The organism is Actinotalea sp. Marseille-Q4924 (assembly GCF_916618755.1).
Lineage (GTDB): Bacteria > Actinomycetota > Actinomycetes > Actinomycetales > Cellulomonadaceae > Actinotalea.
On the sequence record NZ_CAKAKB010000001.1, the window covers coordinates 310,469 to 326,129 of the forward strand.

The 15,661-nt window shown below is 74.9% G+C and carries 19 protein-coding genes, 1 tRNA gene and 1 other RNA gene; 12 read left to right on the top strand and 9 right to left on the bottom strand.

Features of this window, described 5'->3' with window-relative positions; all coding sequences use genetic code 11:
• Nucleotides 1-30: 30 nt before the first annotated feature.
• Complete coding sequence (locus LG379_RS01425) at nucleotides 31-858, bottom strand: SDR family NAD(P)-dependent oxidoreductase (protein WP_225752817.1); 828 nt, start codon at nucleotides 856-858, stop codon at nucleotides 31-33.
• 187 nt (nucleotides 859-1,045) lie between these two features.
• Here LG379_RS01425 and LG379_RS01430 point away from each other — a divergent pair, with 187 nt between their 5' ends.
• The 5 genes from LG379_RS01430 (at nucleotide 1,046) to LG379_RS01460 (ending at nucleotide 6,550) form a co-directional block, all read left to right on the top strand.
• Nucleotides 1,046-2,443 (top strand): NAD(P)/FAD-dependent oxidoreductase, encoded by a 1,398-nt coding sequence (locus tag LG379_RS01430; protein WP_225752818.1) that lies wholly within the window; start codon nucleotides 1,046-1,048, stop codon nucleotides 2,441-2,443.
• A gap of 20 nt (nucleotides 2,444-2,463) precedes the next feature.
• The gene (locus tag LG379_RS01435) at nucleotides 2,464-3,300 is read left to right on the top strand and encodes a sulfurtransferase (protein WP_225752819.1); all 837 of its coding nucleotides are present in this window, start codon (nucleotides 2,464-2,466) and stop codon (nucleotides 3,298-3,300) included.
• 14 nt (nucleotides 3,301-3,314) lie between these two features.
• Nucleotides 3,315-3,905, top strand: coding sequence for a DinB family protein (locus LG379_RS01440; RefSeq protein WP_225752820.1), 591 nt, complete (start codon nucleotides 3,315-3,317; stop codon nucleotides 3,903-3,905).
• 116 nt (nucleotides 3,906-4,021) lie between these two features.
• Entirely contained in the window at nucleotides 4,022-5,464 is a 1,443-nt protein-coding gene (locus LG379_RS01445; protein WP_225752821.1) for a basic amino acid/polyamine antiporter, read from the top strand.
• Nucleotides 5,465-5,875: 411 nt separating this feature from the next.
• Entirely contained in the window at nucleotides 5,876-6,550 is a 675-nt protein-coding gene (locus tag LG379_RS01460) for a uridine kinase (RefSeq protein ID WP_225752822.1), read from the top strand.
• Between the two features lie 29 nt (nucleotides 6,551-6,579).
• On the opposite strand, the gene LG379_RS01465 is transcribed toward LG379_RS01460, so the two are convergent.
• Complete coding sequence (locus LG379_RS01465; RefSeq protein WP_225752823.1) at nucleotides 6,580-7,041, bottom strand: hypothetical protein; 462 nt, start codon at nucleotides 7,039-7,041, stop codon at nucleotides 6,580-6,582.
• Nucleotides 7,042-7,079: 38 nt separating this feature from the next.
• Nucleotides 7,080-7,484 (bottom strand): hypothetical protein, encoded by a 405-nt coding sequence (locus tag LG379_RS01470; protein WP_225752824.1) that lies wholly within the window; start codon nucleotides 7,482-7,484, stop codon nucleotides 7,080-7,082.
• Nucleotides 7,485-7,526: 42 nt separating this feature from the next.
• Between LG379_RS01470 and LG379_RS01475 the strand changes: the two genes are divergently transcribed.
• The 4 genes from LG379_RS01475 (at nucleotide 7,527) to LG379_RS01490 (ending at nucleotide 11,125) form a co-directional block, all read left to right on the top strand.
• Complete coding sequence (locus LG379_RS01475; RefSeq protein WP_225752825.1) at nucleotides 7,527-8,075, top strand: PadR family transcriptional regulator; 549 nt, start codon at nucleotides 7,527-7,529, stop codon at nucleotides 8,073-8,075.
• A 162-nt stretch (nucleotides 8,076-8,237) separates the two neighbouring features.
• The gene (locus LG379_RS01480) at nucleotides 8,238-9,476 is read left to right on the top strand and encodes a TIGR03862 family flavoprotein (protein WP_225752826.1); all 1,239 of its coding nucleotides are present in this window, start codon (nucleotides 8,238-8,240) and stop codon (nucleotides 9,474-9,476) included.
• Nucleotides 9,477-9,525: 49 nt separating this feature from the next.
• On the top strand, nucleotides 9,526-10,260 hold the full coding sequence (locus LG379_RS01485) for an LmeA family phospholipid-binding protein (RefSeq protein ID WP_225752827.1): 735 nt from the start codon (nucleotides 9,526-9,528) through the stop codon (nucleotides 10,258-10,260).
• A gap of 73 nt (nucleotides 10,261-10,333) precedes the next feature.
• A complete protein-coding gene (locus tag LG379_RS01490; RefSeq protein ID WP_225752828.1) occupies nucleotides 10,334-11,125 on the top strand; it encodes a PIG-L deacetylase family protein in 792 nt (263 codons plus the stop codon).
• Nucleotides 11,126-11,206: 81 nt separating this feature from the next.
• On the opposite strand, the gene LG379_RS01495 is transcribed toward LG379_RS01490, so the two are convergent.
• Nucleotides 11,207-11,291, bottom strand: a tRNA-Ser gene (locus tag LG379_RS01495).
• A gap of 153 nt (nucleotides 11,292-11,444) precedes the next feature.
• Here LG379_RS01495 and LG379_RS01500 point away from each other — a divergent pair.
• Nucleotides 11,445-12,023 carry a dienelactone hydrolase family protein gene (locus LG379_RS01500; protein ID WP_225752829.1) on the top strand — a complete coding sequence of 193 codons (579 nt, stop codon included), beginning with the start codon at nucleotides 11,445-11,447 and terminating at the stop codon, nucleotides 12,021-12,023.
• Nucleotides 12,024-12,084: 61 nt separating this feature from the next.
• Here the strand turns inward: LG379_RS01500 and LG379_RS01505 are convergent, their stop codons facing one another.
• From LG379_RS01505 to LG379_RS01520, 4 genes are all read right to left on the bottom strand, one after another.
• Nucleotides 12,085-12,876: an SDR family NAD(P)-dependent oxidoreductase gene (locus LG379_RS01505; RefSeq protein WP_225752830.1), complete on the bottom strand. Its 792-nt coding sequence runs from the start codon at nucleotides 12,874-12,876 to the stop codon at nucleotides 12,085-12,087.
• 5 nt (nucleotides 12,877-12,881) lie between these two features.
• On the bottom strand, nucleotides 12,882-13,367 hold the full coding sequence (locus LG379_RS01510) for a DUF2231 domain-containing protein (RefSeq protein ID WP_225752831.1): 486 nt from the start codon (nucleotides 13,365-13,367) through the stop codon (nucleotides 12,882-12,884).
• 142 nt (nucleotides 13,368-13,509) lie between these two features.
• The gene (locus LG379_RS01515; RefSeq protein WP_225752832.1) at nucleotides 13,510-13,908 is read right to left on the bottom strand and encodes a VOC family protein; all 399 of its coding nucleotides are present in this window, start codon (nucleotides 13,906-13,908) and stop codon (nucleotides 13,510-13,512) included.
• A 7-nt stretch (nucleotides 13,909-13,915) separates the two neighbouring features.
• The gene (locus LG379_RS01520) at nucleotides 13,916-14,194 is read right to left on the bottom strand and encodes a helix-turn-helix transcriptional regulator (RefSeq protein ID WP_225752833.1); all 279 of its coding nucleotides are present in this window, start codon (nucleotides 14,192-14,194) and stop codon (nucleotides 13,916-13,918) included.
• A gap of 131 nt (nucleotides 14,195-14,325) precedes the next feature.
• Here LG379_RS01520 and ffs point away from each other — a divergent pair.
• Nucleotides 14,326-14,422, top strand: an RNA gene (gene ffs / locus LG379_RS01525) — signal recognition particle sRNA small type.
• A 26-nt stretch (nucleotides 14,423-14,448) separates the two neighbouring features.
• Here ffs and LG379_RS01530 read toward each other — a convergent pair.
• Entirely contained in the window at nucleotides 14,449-14,904 is a 456-nt protein-coding gene (locus LG379_RS01530) for an Lrp/AsnC family transcriptional regulator (RefSeq protein ID WP_225752834.1), read from the bottom strand.
• Between the two features lie 82 nt (nucleotides 14,905-14,986).
• Here LG379_RS01530 and LG379_RS01535 point away from each other — a divergent pair, with 82 nt between their 5' ends.
• A complete protein-coding gene (locus LG379_RS01535) occupies nucleotides 14,987-15,622 on the top strand; it encodes a LysE family transporter (protein ID WP_225752835.1) in 636 nt (211 codons plus the stop codon).
• Nucleotides 15,623-15,661: the final 39 nt, after the last annotated feature.

Here is a 15,661-nt window from a genome sequence, read left to right on the forward strand (position 1 = left end):
CCGCCGCCGCGCCCCGGCGGACCGGCGTCGTCAGGGCGCGACGCCCACCAGGTCCGCGCTGCGCTCCCACAGACCCGCGGCCAGGGCGGCGTCGTCGGCCTGCGGGTTGGTCTGCTGGGGGCGGCGCTTCTCGTAGAACGCGCCGGGCGTCCAGTCCTCGTGGGGCGTGGACGTCGCCAGCCACACCAGCGTGTCCGCGCCCTGCTCGGGCGTGAGCATGAAGAACCGGCGCAGCGGCGTGCGGTAGAAGAAGCGGAACAAGCTGTGCGACTCGGTCGCGAAGCTCGTGGCGACGACGCCCGGGTGGAAGGCCGCCGTCGCGATCGTGTCCCCGTGACGGCGGTGCAGCTCCCGCGTGAACAGGACGTTGGCGAGCTTGCCGTCGCCGTAGGCCTTCTGCGCCGAGTACCGCCGCTCGTTGTGGAGGTCGTGCAGGTCGATGCGCCCGAAGAGGCGCGCCGCCGCGCTGGACGTGTTGATCACCGTCGCCCGGCTCTCGCGCAGGCGGTCCAGCAGCAGCCGGGTGAGCAGGAAGGGGCCGAGGTGGTTGACCTGGAGCGTCTTCTCGTGGCCGTCCTTCGTCACCTCGCGCGAGCCCATGACGCCGCCGGCGTTGTTGGCGAGGACGTCGATGCGCGGGTAGGCGTCGCGGAGCTCGTCGGCCAGGCGGCGCACCTGGTCGAGGTCGGCGAAGTCCGCGAGGTGGTGCGGGGCGTCCAGCTCGTCGGCGAGCGCGCGCGTCTTCGCCTCGGAGCGGCCGACGACGACGACGCGGTCGCCCCCGGCGGACAGCCGACGTGCCGCGGCCGCGCCGATCCCGTCGCTGGCGCCGGTGATGACGACGGTGCGCTGGCTCATGGGTCTCCTCGGGTCGGGTGCTCGTGCACCTGCCGCAACGGAGGGCGGCTCCGCGGTGTTCCTGCGGGGTGTCCGCCGTGGGCGAGCGGCGCGTGCGCGGCGCCCGAAGCCCCCGCGTTGTGCGCGCGCTGAGCGACCCGGCCGCGCCGCCCTCGCGCCCGGCCGTCGGAACCGCCAGGGTGGGCGCATGATCGACTCCTTCGACGTCCTCGTGGTCGGCGCCGGCCCGGCCGGCACCGCGGCGGCCGTGCGCGCGGCCGAGCTCGGCGCCCGGGTCGGCGTGGTGGAGGCCGGGCCCACGGGCGGCACGTGCGTCAACACCGGCTGCGTCCCGACGCGCGTCCTCGCCAAGACGGCCCGCCTCATGCGCGAGGTGCGGACCGCCGACACCTACGGCATCTCGGTGACCGAGCAGCGCATCGACTGGCCGACGACGGTCGCCCGGGTCCGCGACACCGTCGACCGCGTCCGGGCCACCAAGGACGACGCGGGCCGGTTCGACGGTGCGGGCGTCGACCTCCTGCGCGGCCGGGCCCGCTTCGTCTCGCCCCACGAGCTCGACGTCACGGGCGACGACGGCGCCGTGCGACGGGTGCGCGCCGACGCCGTGATCCTCTGCGTCGGAGGGCACTCGCGGCGGCTGCCCGTGCCCGGCGCCGAGCTGGCGACGATGCCCGAGGAGGTCCTGGACCTGCCGGACCTGCCGCGCCGCGTCGCCGTCGTCGGCGCGGGGAACACGGGTGCGCAGCTGGTGACGGTCCTCAACGCGTTCGGCAGCGATGTGACGCTGCTCGAGGTGGCGCCGCGCATCCTCGCCCAGACGGACCCGGACGTCTCCGCGCACGTCGAGCGGGCGTTCCGCGAGCAGGGCGTCCGCGTCGAGACGGGCATCGAGACCGTGGAGGGCCTGGAGCGCACGGGCGAGGGCATCCGGCTGGCGTGGCGCGCCGAGGGCGAGGCGCGGGACGTCGTCGTCGACGCGGTGATCATGTCGACGGGGTGGCCGGCGGCGATCGAGGACCTGGGGCTCGAGGCGGCCGGGGTCCGCGCCGAGCGGGGGAGCATCCCGGTGGACGAGTACCTCGCGTCGAACGTCGGGCACGTCTACGTCGCCGGCGACGCCAACGGGATGGCGATGCTCGTCCAGGCGGCGAACGCCGAGGCGGAGGCGGCGGCGCGCAACGCCGTGCTGGGCACGACGGTGCGCACGCCGCACCACCTCCTGCCGGCGGGCGGCTTCACCGACCCCGACTACGCCGACGTCGGCCTCACCGAGCCGGAGGCGCGCGAGCGGGACGAGCACTGCGTCACGACGCTGGTCGCCTACGACGAGCTGGAGCGGCCCGTCATCGACGACCGGCCGCGGGGCTTCCTCAAGCTCGTGGCGGACCGGCGCCGGGAGTACCTGCTCGGTGCGCACGCCGTCGGGGAGAACGCGGTCGAGGTCATCCAGGCGGTGACGACGGCGATGGCCGCCGGGGTCGACGTCTCGACGCTCGCGAAGGTCGAGTTCGCCTACCCGACGTACAGCGCGGCGATCGGCGTCGCGGCCCGACGGCTCCTCGAGGCCCCGGCCCTCCGCTGAGCCGGTGGCAGAGTGGTCCGGTGACGTCAGCGCTCATCGCACCCGATGCCCTCGCCGCACTGCTCGCCGACGACGACGACGACGCCCCGCCGCCGCTGCTGCTCGACGTCCGGTGGACCCTCGCCGGCTCGGACCGGGCCGGCTACGAGGCGGGCCACCTGCCCGGGGCGGTGTTCCTCGACCTGGACCGCGAGCTCGCGTCGCCGCCCGGTGAGGGCGGGCGGCACCCCCTGCCGTCCGCGGACGCGCTCGAGGCGACGTTCCGTCGTCTGGGCCTGACGCCCGAGCGGGCCGTCGTCGTCTACGACGGCGGCGTGGCCGCCGCCGCGGCGCGCGCCTGGTGGGTGCTGCGCTGGGCGGGGCACGAGCGCGTCCGGGTGCTCGACGGCGGGCTCCCGGCGTGGGTCGCGGCCGAGCGGTCGCTCAAGAGCGGTGACGTCGTGCCGGAGCCGGCCGCGGGCGTCGTCCTCCGCCCGGGTCGCCTGCCGGTCCTCGACGCCGACGACGTCCTGGCAGGCGGCGCCACGGTGCTGCTCGACGCCCGCGCGGCGGAGCGGTTCCGCGGCGAGGTCGAGCCGATCGACCCGGTGGCCGGGCACATCCCGGGGGCGGTGAACGTGCCGACCTCGGCGCTGCTCGGTCCGGACGGGCGCTACCTGCCGGCCGAGGGTCTGCACGAGGTGCTCGGCGCGGCGCTCTCCGCCGCGGGCACGGTCGGCGCGTACTGCGGGTCGGGCGTGACGGCGGCGCAGCTCGTGCTGGCGCTGCACGAGGTCGGCGTGGACGCGGCGCTGTACGCGGGCTCGTGGTCGCACTGGGTGCGCGACCCGTCGCGACCAGTCGCGGTCGGGGACTGAGAGGGGTGCGTCGGATGGCGAGCACGGGCGACGACGCGAAGGCGGACCTGCACCGGTACCTGCGGTCGGTCCGCGAGGCGGTGCTGTGGAAGCTCGACGGGCTGTCCGAGTACGACGTCCGCCGACCCATGACGCCGACGGCGACGAACCTGCTGGGGCTGGTGAAGCACCTGGCGACGATCGAGTGGGGCTACCTCTGCCTGACGTTCGACCGGCCGCTGGACGACGTCCCGGACTGGTTCCACGACGAGACCACGCCGAACGTCGACATGTGGGCGACGGCGGACCAAAGCCGGGAGGAGGTCGTCGCGCTGTACCGCCGGGTGTGCGCCGCGGCGGACCGCACGATCGAGGAGCTCGCGCTCGACGACACCGGCCGCGTGCCGTGGTGGTCGGACGGGTCGGTGAGCCTGCACTGGATCCTCGTCCACGTCCTCGCGGAGACGAACCGGCACGCGGGTCAGATGGATGTCGTCCGGGAGCTCCTCGACGGCGCCGTCGGGCTGCGCGCGGACAACGACAACATGGCCGACGGCGACGCGTCGTGGTGGACGGGCTACCGGGAACGCGTGGAGCAGGCGGCGCGCACCGCCGCTGGGCTGTGAGGCCGGACACGCCTCGCGCACGGAGGGCGGCGGTAGCGCTCTGCGGCGTGCCTCTCCGTCGCCGGCAGGCTGCATACTTCTGAGGTGTTACTTATAGGTATGTGGTGGAGGTCTCGGTGAGCACGAGTACGGAGACGACGCCGGTCGGCGCCGCGCGCACGGTGGGCGTCCCGACGCTCGCCGCGATCGTCGTCGGCTCGATGGTCGGGGCAGGGGTGTTCTCGCTGCCGGGACGCTTCGCCGCGGAGACCGGCGTCTGGGGGGCCCTGGTCGCCTGGACGGTCGCCGGCACCGGCATGCTCATGGTCGCCCTGGTGTTTCAGAACCTCGCCGTCCGCCGCCCGGAGCTCAACGCCGGCGTCTACTCGTACGCCAAGGCAGGCTTCGGGGAGTACCTCGGCTTCTTCTCGGCCTTCGGGTACTGGGCCAGCGCCTGCGCGGGGAACGTCACGTACTGGGTGCTCATCATGTCGACGCTCGGTGCGGTCGTCCCGGCGCTCGGCGAGGGCGACACCGTGATCGCCGTCGTGCTGTCCTCGGTCGGGCTGTGGGTGTTCTACGCGCTGGTCCGGCGCGGCGTGCGGGAGGCCGCGGCGGTCAACCGGGTCGTCACCGTCGCCAAGCTGCTGCCCATCCTCACGTTCGTCCTGCTCACCGCGTTCGTCTTCGACCCGGCGGTGTTCGCGGAGAACCTCTCCGGCGGCGCGGGTGCGCCGCCGCTGTGGGAGCAGGTCCGCGCCACGATGCTCACGACCGTCTTCGTCTTCCTCGGCGTCGAGGGGGCGAGCGTCTACTCGCGCCACGCGCGGCGCCGCGAGGACGTCGGCCGCGCGACCCTGCTGGGCTTCCTCAGCGTCCTGGCGGTCTTCGCGTCCGTGACGGTCGTCGCCTACGGGATCCTGCCGCGCGCGCAGCTCGCGGCGCTCGACGAGCCGTCGATGGCCGGGGTCTTCGAAGCCGCCGTCGGCCCGTGGGGTGCGGTGCTCGTCGCCGTCGGACTGGTCGTGTCCGTGGGCGGCGCGTACCTCGCGTGGACGCTCATGGCGGCGGAGGTGATGTACGTCGCCGCCAAGGATCGGGACATGCCGCGGTTCCTGGCCCGCGAGCGGAAGGACGTGCCGGTCGGTGCGCTGGCGCTGACCTCCGTCGTGGTCCAGGTGCTGCTCGTGGTGACGCTCGCGTCGGAGGACGCGTTCGGGCTGGCGCTGGAGCTGACGAGCGCGCTGGTGCTCGTGCCGTTCCTGCTGGCCGCGGGGTACGGCCTGCGCCTGGTCCTGCGGCGCGAGGGGTACGCGACGGGGGAGCGGGTGTGGCGGCGCGACGTCGTCGTCGCGGGGCTGGCGACCGCGTACACGGCGTTCCTGCTGTGGGCCGCGGGACCGACGTACCTGCTGCTGTCGTTCGTCCTCTACGCGCCCGCGACCGTGCTGTTCGTCATGGCGCGTCGCGAGCAGGGCCGGCGGGTGTTCTCACGCCCGGAGATGGTGATCTTCGCCGTGTCGGTCGTCGGCGCCGTCGTCGGCGTGTGGGCCCTCGCGACGGGCGCGATCACGCTCTGAGCGGGCCCATCGGGCGGGCCCCTCCTGCGGCGGCACCGGCGCAGCCCCACCGCGCGGGCAGGAGCGCGGAGGGTTCACCGCGCCAGGCACGGTGAACCCTCCGCGATGACCGGGTGAGCGACCGGTTGGGTCAGGAGACGGCGCCGTCCACGTACAGCCACTGCCGGTCCTCCCGGACGAACCGGCTGACCTCGTGGAGCGCGGGAACGCATGAGGCGCTCCGCCGTGGGTGCGCGCCCGCCGTCGTGGAGCGGCCCGCAGCACTCGCCGTAGAGCAGACCCGTCCCGCAGGGCCAGCGCACGTCCGTCACCGGTCCAGTATCCCGACGCCCGACGACGGCCCGCGCTCGCGATGGTCTGCGAGGTCCGATCCGCCGCGCGGACGGGTCGGCGTGCGGTGAGATGGGCGCCGTGAAGCTGCCCCCTGGTGAACCCGAGCTCGGCCCCTGGCGGACCGTGACGATGCGCGAGCTGCTGGATCTTGTCCACGCCGAGGCCGGCGACCCGCCGGACCGTCCGCGCGTCGTCGCGGTCGACGGGCGTGGTGCGTCCGGGAAGTCGACCCTCGCGTCGCGGCTGCACCGGATGGTGCCGCGATCCGCCGTCGTGCACGTGGACGACCTCGCCTGGTGGGAGCCGCTGTACGAGTGGGGCCACCTGCTCGCCGACGACGTCCTGCGTCCCCTGCGGGACGGGCGTGCGCTGTCGTTCCGGCCCCCGCAGTGGGAGGCCCGTGGGCGGGACGGCGCCATCGAGGTGCCGGCCGGTCTCGATCTCGTCGTCGTCGAGGGCACCGGGGCGAGCCACGCCGAGCATGCCGACCTCGTCGACGCGACGGTGTGGGTGCAGTCCGACTTCGGCCTCGCCGAGGAGCGCGGTATCGCGCGGGACGTCGAGCAGGGTGTCAACGGCGACCTGGCGGAGGCGACGGCGTTCTGGCACGACTGGATGAGGGCGGAGCTGGCGTTCTTCGATCGTCAGCGGCCCTGGGAGCGCGCGTGCGTGGCGGTCAACGGGACACCCGCGTCACCGGTGCGCGACGACGAGGTGCAGATCGCAGCGCCTCCAGGACGCGCCGCCGGCTGACGACGTCGCGGCGGCCCACGGGCCGGACCTCAGCCGCAGTCGTCGCAGATGCCGGTCCCGGGGAGGGCCATGGAGCACGTCGGGCAGATCGCCGGCGGCCTCTCCTCCCGTGCCCGGCTGGTCGTCCGCGTGCTGGCGGCCCGCGTGGCGGGCGCGCGGGTCCCCCGGGCCGGTGCCCGGACCGACTTCCGCGCCGCCGCGCGCATCACCGACGCGGGCTCGGTCACCTCGAAGCCACGGCGCCGCAGGATGCCGACGACGCCGTCCATGCTGCTGGCGAACTCCTCCGCGGTGGCCAGGCGCCCCGTCGCGAACCGGTGCGCGACCCCGACGACGGCACGCAGGTCGTAGCGGCGCTCCTCGTGCACGAGCGCGTACTCGGTCTGCGGCTCGAAGCCGTACGCGGCGAGGAAGTCCTCGGCGCCGCGGGCGTCGTGGTCCTCCATCGCCTGAAGGACGTGATGCCGGGTCAGGGAGGAGAAGGTCGCCACGGGTCGAGCCTACGTCCGACCGGGGCGGCGGTGGGCCGTCACGCCGTCAGAGCCACCGTCCCGCAGGCCGCGAGGAGCAGGACGGACACGGGCAGCCAGATGGCACGCTCGAGCCGCGACGGCGTGATCGCGTTGAGCACGCACGCGACGACCAGGAGGACGACGACGAGGACCGTGGCGGTCGGGAGCCAGCTGTCCGGCAGCGGCGCCCACACGGCGTAGCCGGCACGTCGCAGGACGACGAGCAGCACACCGGCCCACACCACCGCCGCGACGGCCGACGACGCCCGCAGCCGGCCGGGGACCCGTGCTGCGGCACCCCCGTAGGCGGCGCGCCCCCACGGCGCGCCCGCGGCGAGTGCGACCTGGAAGACGACGAGGCCCATGAGGAGCGCAGCGGCCAGACCGGCGGCGGCAGCGGTCAGGGCGCTCGGTTGGCTCATGTCTGCCAGATATGGAGGTATCTGCCAGATAGAGTCAAGCATGTGGGAAAGCCGTCGCAGACAGAGCTTGCCGTCCTCGCCGCACTGTCCGTCGAGCCGATGACGGGGTACGCGCTCCGGGAGGCGATCGTGAGCGAGCTCGGCATGTTCTGGAGCGAGTCCTTCGGGCAGATCTACCCGGCCCTCGCGCGACTCCGGGAGGCCGGGCTCGTGGAGGTCGTGGAGTCGTCGCGCTCACGGTCGCCGGTCCACCGGTTGACGCCGGCCGGGCGGGAGCACCTGGTGGCGCTGCTGCGGGAGCCGGTCGTCGCCGCCCCGCCGCGCAACGGGTTGCTCCTGCGCCTGTTCTTCGGCGGAGTGCTCGGCCCGGCCGCGTGCACCGACCTGGTGCTGGACGCCCGACGGCGCGCCGAGGAGACCCTGGTGCGCCTCGCGGAGGCCCGACGCAGCGCGGAGGTCGACGCCGGGCACCCCCAGCAGCCGTACTGGCTCATGACGGTGTCGGCGGGCGAGCACGCGGCTCGCGCCACCCTCGCCTGGGCCGAGGAGACGCTCGACGTGCTGACGCGCCTCGCGGACCCGGGGGTCTGACTCGCCGCCGAGGCTTCGACCGGCTCCGGCGCCGAAGGCACCGGCCCGGACGCATCCGTACGGGCAGCGCGCTCCGGGGGAGCACCACGCCGGCCGCACGCCGTCCGTGGGATACGTTCCGGCGATGTGCTCCCTCTCGCCCTCGACGGTCGGGATCCCGGCATGAGCGCGGCCGTCGTCGTCGGCGGCGGCCCGGCCGGACTCATCGCGGCGGAGGTGCTCGCCCGCGCCGGCGTGGCAGTGCGGGTCTACGACCGGATGCCGTCGGTCCCGCGCAAGCTCCTCCTCGCCGGGCACGGCGGGCTGAACATCACCCACAGCGAGGACCTGGAGCGCATGCTGCCCCGGTACGGTGCGGCCGCGGAGAGGCTCGCGCCGATGCTGGAGGTGTTCGGGCCCGAGCACCTCCGCCAGTGGTGCGCGGACCTCGGCGAGCCGACGGTGGTCGGGTCCAGCGGTCGCGTCTTCCCGCGGTCCTTCCGCGCGACGCCGCTCGTCCGCGCGTGGCTCGGCCGCCTCGGCGAGCTCGGCGTGAGCTTCGAGCGACGGCAGCGGTGGACGGGATGGACGGACGACGGCGCCGCACTGCGCCTCACCGGCGCCGACGGGACGACGAGCGAGGCCGCCGGCGACGTGACCCTCTTCGCGCTCGGTGGCGCGTCGTGGCCGCGGCTCGGGTCGGACGGCGGCTGGGTCCCGCTCTTCGCCGAGCGCGGTGTCGCCGTGGCGCCCCTGCGGGCGGCGAACGTCGGGGTGCGGGTCGGCTGGAGCGCGACGTTCGCGGAGCGGTTCGAGGGCGTGCCGCTCAAGCAGGTCGGCCTCGCGGTGCGCGCTCGTGGTGGACGCGTGGACGAGGCGCGCGGCGACGCGATGGTGACGCGCACCGGGTTGGAGGGCGGGCCGGTCTACGCGATCGGCGCGGCGATCCGTCGGGCCCTCGACGAGGACGGGCGGTGCGTCCTCGAGGTGGACCTCCGCCCCGACCTCAGTGGCGCGCAGGTGGCCGCGCGGCTCGGCCGTCGCCGACCGAAGGACTCGGGTTCGACGTGGCTGCGCCGGTCGCTCGGGCTCGACGCGGTGTCGACAGCCCTCCTGCGTGAGGCGGGCGACGGTGTGCTGCCCGGTGACGCCGACTCGACGGCGGGGCTGGTCAAGGCGGTGCCGGTGCGGGTGACGGCCACGATGCCCATCGAGCGGGCCATCTCGACCGCGGGCGGCATCCCGTGGTCGGAGGTCGACGACGCCCTGATGCTCCGCCGGCTCCCCGGCACCTTCGTCGCGGGGGAGATGCTCGACTGGGAGGCGCCGACCGGCGGGTACCTGCTCCAGGCCTCGTTCAGCACCGGCGTGGTCGCGGCGCGGGGCGCGCTGTCCTGGCTCGATGGTCACCGGATGCCCTGACGGGGTCGAGGACGCGCCGCCACCCGGCGGTAGCGACAGACTGACCGGCATGGAGCGGCGGCGTCTTCTCGACGGCCTGGTGGGGGCCGCCGTCACCGTGCTGGTCCTGGTCCTCGTCGGCGTCGTCGGGTTCGTGGTCCTGAGCGAGCCGGCCGGGCGGGCGGACGCCCCGTCCCCACGCCCGACGGCGGGTGGTGGCCACGGCGGGGAGCCGGGGGAGCCAGCGGGCGAGGACCCCGCCGCCCCGACGGACCTGGCGGAGGGGGAGGTGTGGATGGGCGACGTCACCCTCGAGGCCGGGTCCCTGGCCACCGCGGACGGCCTGCTGCGCGACGTGCGGGCCGACGGTGTCGACGTCCGGACCGGCCCGGCGGGGCTGACGGCGGCGTCGATGGTCCTCGACGCGACGGTGCCGTTCGAGCTGGTGGCGGAGCAGGTCGGCGAGGGGGTCGTGGTGGGGGCGGGGCCGCGCGGCGAGGCGACGGTCGCGCGCAGCGCGGAGCTGCTGGGCCGGCGTCTGAGCGTGTCGGCGCGGGGGACCGTCGAGGTCGTGGAGGGCCGGCTGGTGATCGAGCCGACGTCGATCGACGTGGGCGGCGGGTCGTTCCTCTCCGGGGTCCTCGCGGCGCTCGTGCGGGAGGCCGTGACGATCGAGCACACGATCCAGGGTGTCCCCGAGGGCATGGTGCTCGACGACGTCGAGGTGCAGGACGACGGGTTCCGCGCCCGTCTGGTCGGGGTCGACGTGAGCCTGGCGCCCGGTGACCTGACGAGGGCGCCCTGAGCCCGGTCCAGCGTGCGGCCCGGAGGCGTTCGACCAGGGCGGCGTCGTGCAGGCCCGCAGTACGGTGCCCTCCATGACCCGTCGGACCCTGGCCGTCTGCGTCGCTCATCCCGACGACGAGACCTACACGACGTACGGCTCCGTGGGCCTGCACGCCGACGACCCCGACTTCCGGCTGGTCGTCCTCCATGCGACGGACGGGGACGCCGGCGAGGTGGCACCCGGTGTCGACATGGGTCCGGACGGCCTGGGGGCCCTCCGTCGCCTCGAGGACGAGCGCGCGTGGCGGGCGGTCGGTCGCGTGCCGGACCGTCACGAGTGGCTCGGCGTCCCCGACGGGACGGTCGCCGCCGTTCCCGTCGACGACCTCACCGCGGCGGTCGCCCGGTTCCTGGACGAGGAACGACCCGACGTCGTGATCACCTTCGGGCCGGACGGGATCACGGGACACCCGGACCACGTCGCCGTCGGGGTCGCGACGGACGCGGCGTTCCACCAGGTCCGCCGCGACGGCGGGCCGGGCCTGCGTCGGCTGCTGCACAGCGCCATCGGTCAGTACTGGTTCACCAGGCACCAGGAGTGGCGCATCGCCAACGGCTTCCCCGTCTGGGATCCCGAGCGGCTCTACCACCTACGCGCCGTCCCGGACGAGCGCATCCACGTCGACGTGCGCACCGGCAGCGTGGGCCGGCGGCTGCTGGCCGGGCTGCGCGAGCACCGGAGTCAGGCGCACGTCCTCCTGCCGCCGCACGTCGCCGACGCGAGCTTCCTGCGGGGCAGCACCCACGAGACGCACACCATCGCGTGGCCTCCGCGCGGGTCGGTGGAACCGCGACTGCGCGACGTGTTCGAGGGCTTGGGCTGACTCGTCTCTGCCCAGCACCACGGCAGGCACGACGAAGGGCCCGCCACCCCCATCTCGGCAGGTCACGAGCCCTTCAGCCAGCGGAGGATGGGGGATTCGAACCCCCGAGGGTGTTACCCCAACACGCTTTCCAAGCGTGCGCCATAGGCCACTAGGCGAATCCTCCAGGCGTGTAGAGGGTACCGGACGACCGGCGTGCTCCGTCCACCGCGGCGACGCGTCAGGGCGCCGCTCGACCCACCCCTGACGCATGTCGGTGGCCTGGTGCAGGATCGCCTGAGGCGTTGCCGCCGGCTCGCCGTGACAGGGGAGGGTGTCCATGGCCGAGGTGCTGCTGTTCCACCACGCGTGCGGGCTGACCGAGGGAGTCCGCGCGTTCGCCGACCGTCTCCGCGAGGCGGGTCATGCCGTGCACGTCCCGGACCTGTTCGAGGGCCGCACGTTCGACTCGGTGGAGGCCGGCGTCGCCCACGCGCAGGAGATCGGCTTCGGGACCGTGCTGGAACGGGGACGCGCCGCGGCGGAGGGCGTCGCGGGCGCCGTCGTCCCGATCGGCTTCTCCCTCGGCGTGGTGCCCGCCCAGATGCTCGCGCAGACCCGACCCGGCGTGGCCGGCGCCGTCTTCGCCCACTCCTGCCTCCCGGTGAGCGAGTTCGGGGACGCGTGGCCGGACGGCGTCCCCGTCCAGATCCACGGCATGGAGCGCGACCCGTGGTTCGTCGATGAGGGCGACCTCCAGGCCGCGGAGGCGCTCGTGGCGTCGTCGTCGGACGCGGAGCTCTACCTCTACCCCGGCGACGCGCACCTCTTCGCGGACTCGAGCCTGTCGTCCTACGACGAGTCGGCCGCGGCGCTCCTGCTGCAACGCGTGCTCACGCTGCTCGCGACGGTGGGCTGAGCCCGCGGGGCAGAGGCTCTGTCGCACGGAGTGACGGCGAGGCGCCCGACGACGCCGCCGGTCACCCGGGCAGGCGCTGCTCCGCCACGCTGTTCCCGCCGTCGACGACGACGACCTGGCCGGTCACGTAGGCGGCGCCCGGCGACGCCAGCCATGCCACCACCGAGGCGACCTCCGCCGGCGTGCCACTGCGCCCGATCGGGACGAGCGGCCCCTCCTGCGCCTCGCTGTCGAGCTGCGACCCCGTCGCGATCCACCCGGGCGCGACGGCGTTCGCGGTGATGCCGTGCGGCGCCTCGTCGACCGCCAGCGCCCTCGTGAGGCCCACCAGGCCGGCCTTCGCGGCCGCGTACGCCACGTCTCCGCGCGACGCCATGACCGGCCCCGTCACGCTGGAGACGGTGACGACGCGGCCCCAGCCGCGCCGACGCATCCCGGGGACGAGGGCGCGGGTGACACCGAAGGCGGTGCGCAGGTTCATCGCGATGCTGCGATCCCACTCCGCCGTCGGCATGGTCACGTCCCCCGCGATCATCTCGTCGTCGGTCACGGCCACCATGCCGGCGTTGTTGACCAGCACGTCGACCTGCACCCCAAGCCGCGCGAGCTCCGCGGCGAGGGCGGCGACGCCGTCGTCGGTCTCGAGCCTCGCCACGACCGAGGAGGCGGCACGGCCCTCGGCGCGCAGCTCCGCCGCCCGGTCCTCGACCCGGTCCGTCGTCGCCGTGAGCACGACGGTCGCGCCGAGCTCGGACAGAGCCCGGGCGGACGCGAAGCCGATGCCCGAGGCGCTCCCCGCTCCGGTCACCAGCGCCGTCCGGCCCGACAGGTCCCACAGGGCAGGCAGCGTCACCGCGCTCAGTCCTCCCCCGGCGCGGGCAGCCCACCGACGTCGCTCCAGACGGCCGTCGCGCCGCTGTGCCCCACGAGCACCGTCTGCACGATCGCGCCCCCACCGACGGCCACGGCCGCCACGGCCACCACGACGACGACGCCGCGGTGCAGCGAGGTGCCACGGCGCCGCAGCACCTCGACCGCCGTGACGACCCCGCCGATGACGGCGAGCGCGACCACCCACGGCACGAGCGCCTCGCCGAGGTCGGCGTGCCGCTCGACGAACGGGGGGTCCCCGAGCCGCTCCTGGAGCGCCTCGCCGGACTGCGTCGCGACGGGCACGACGACGAGCGCCGCCAGCGCCAGCGCGGCCGGCAGGTAGCCGGCCCAGCGGCGGAAGCGCGGCCACACCCCGGCCACGGCGATCACCAGGGCCGCCACGGGAACCAGGACGACGGCGGCGTGCACCACGAGCGGGTGCAGCGGCAGCCCTGCGACGACGTCGAACACGATGCCTCCCGGCGGCCCGGGCGACCGCCGCGTGAGCGGGCGGTCGCACTGGTTGAACTCTCCACCAGGAACGAGCCCGGTGTCTGCCCCTGCGGGCGTGCCAGGGGTTCGGAGCGGTGGCCTCGGCGGACGGGAGCCGGGCTCAGGCCTCCGACGCCATCTCGGCGAGCTGGATGAGGTTGCCGCAGGTGTCGTCCAGCACGGCCGTGGTGACGGGACCCATCGTGAGCGGCTCCTGCGTGAAGCGGACGCCGAGCGCGACGAGGCGCTCGTGCTCCGCGCGGACGTCGTCGACCGCGAACTGGGTGGCCGGGATGCCGTCCGCCACGAGCGCCTCGGTGAACGGCTTCACCGCCGGGTGCGCGGACGGCTCCAGGAGCAGCTCGGTGCCGCCCGGCTGGTCCGGGGAGCCCACCGTGAGCCAGCGGTACTCGCCCACTGGCACGTCGGTGCGCTTCTCGAAGCCGAGGACGTCGGTGTAGAACCGCAGCGCCTTCTCCTGGTCGTCCACGAAGACGCTGGTCAGCGCGATACGAGGCATGGCGTTCTCACTTCCGGTCGGTGCGGAGCCACCGCTCGGCCACCTCGGCGAGCGGAGCGGTGTGGACGTGGTGGAGCGTGGTGCGGCCCTGCTTGCTGCGGGTGACCAGCCCGGCCGCCTCGAGCACGTCCAGGTGCTGCGAGACGGCCTGGCGCGACGAGCCGACGTCGTGGCGGGTGACCAGCCGGCTGCACAGCTCGAACAGCGTCTGGCCGTCCCGCTCGACGAGCTCGTCGAGGAGGGCGCGACGCGTCGGGTCGGCGATGGCCCGGTACACGTCTCCCACGCGGCGACGATAGGCAAGTATGGACTTGCGCGTCAAGGGTCGCCGCGGGCCCGGCGCCGGTAACCCGCCCGACGGCGCGCTCGTGCCGCGCCAGGCGTTCAGGCCGTCGGTCCGGCTGGGTTAGGCTTGCCCCAGACCCCTCGTACGGCGTCACCCTGCTGAACTCCCCCAGGGCCGGAAGGCAGCAAGGGCAGGCGGGCTCTGGCGGGTGTGCGGGGGGTCCTCGCATGCCCGGCCCGTCGCTCGTGCCCGACCTATCGCCGGGGGGGCGTCCGGATCGCGAGGCGGGTCGACGTCTGCGCGACGCCGGCCTCGGTCTTCAGGCGCCGGACGAGCCGGTCGAGCCCCGCCGCGTCCCGCACCACGGCGTGCACCAGGTAGTCGTACGGCCCGGTGACGTGCGCCGCGTCGACGACCTCCGCGAACGCCCGGTGCGTCTGCGCGAAGTCGTCGCACGTCACGCCCTCCTTGAGGCGGACGTCGATGAAGACCTCCATGCCGGTGCCGCGCGGCGCGCCCCGACCGTCCTCGCCACCGGCTCCCGGCCCGAGCTCGACGGTGAAGCGCGCGATGACGCCGCTCTCCACCAGGCGGCGGACCCGGGCTGCCGCCGCGTTGGGGGACAGTCCCACCCGCGTGCCGAGGTCGCGGTACGGCAGCCGCGCATCTGCGCTGAGCTCCCGGAGGATCGCGCGGTCGACATCGTCCACGACAGCGATCATCGCAGTCCGCGTGCCGTCTGCGCAGTCCCACGCTGGTGCGGCCGCCGGGGCGCGGCGCACACTCCGGGCCATGGACACCGTCCTCACCGCCAGCGCCCTGGGAGCCGTCGTCGGGCTGGGCATCGCGATCCCGCTGGGCGCGATCGGCGTGCTGCTGCTCCAGACCGGCATGACGGCAGGCTGGCGCACCGCCGCGGCCGGCGGTCTGGGCGCCGCCACGGTCGACCTCACCTACGCCGCGGTCGCGGTCGCCACAGGGACCGCCGTGGCCGGGGCTCTCGCCGTGCACGCACGGACCGTCCAGGTTCTCGGTGCGGCCGTCCTGGCGCTCGTGGCGGCGCGCGGCGTCCTCGGTCTCGTGCGTGGTGCCTCCGCCGCCGACGCCGCGGCCGTCGACCCCACTGCCGTCCCAGCCGTCGCTCCTGCGCGGACCTTCGGCCGGTTCGTCGGGCTCACAGCAGTCAACCCGCTGACCGTCGTCTACTTCGTGGCGGTCGCGGCGGGTCTCGCCGACCGCCTGGGGACGCCGCCGGCCGCCGTGGCCTTCGTCCTGGGGATCGGGGTGGCGTCCGCCGCGTGGCAGCTGGCGCTCGCGGGCGCCGGCGCGGTGCTCGGCGCCCGGGTGAGCCCGCGCGTGCGGACCGGTCTGTCGCTGGCCGGCTACGCCGTCGTCGGTGCCTTCGCGGTGGCGCTCGCCGTGCCGTAGAAGACGTGTGCAGACCCATGCCCCGTGTCGGAGCCGGCG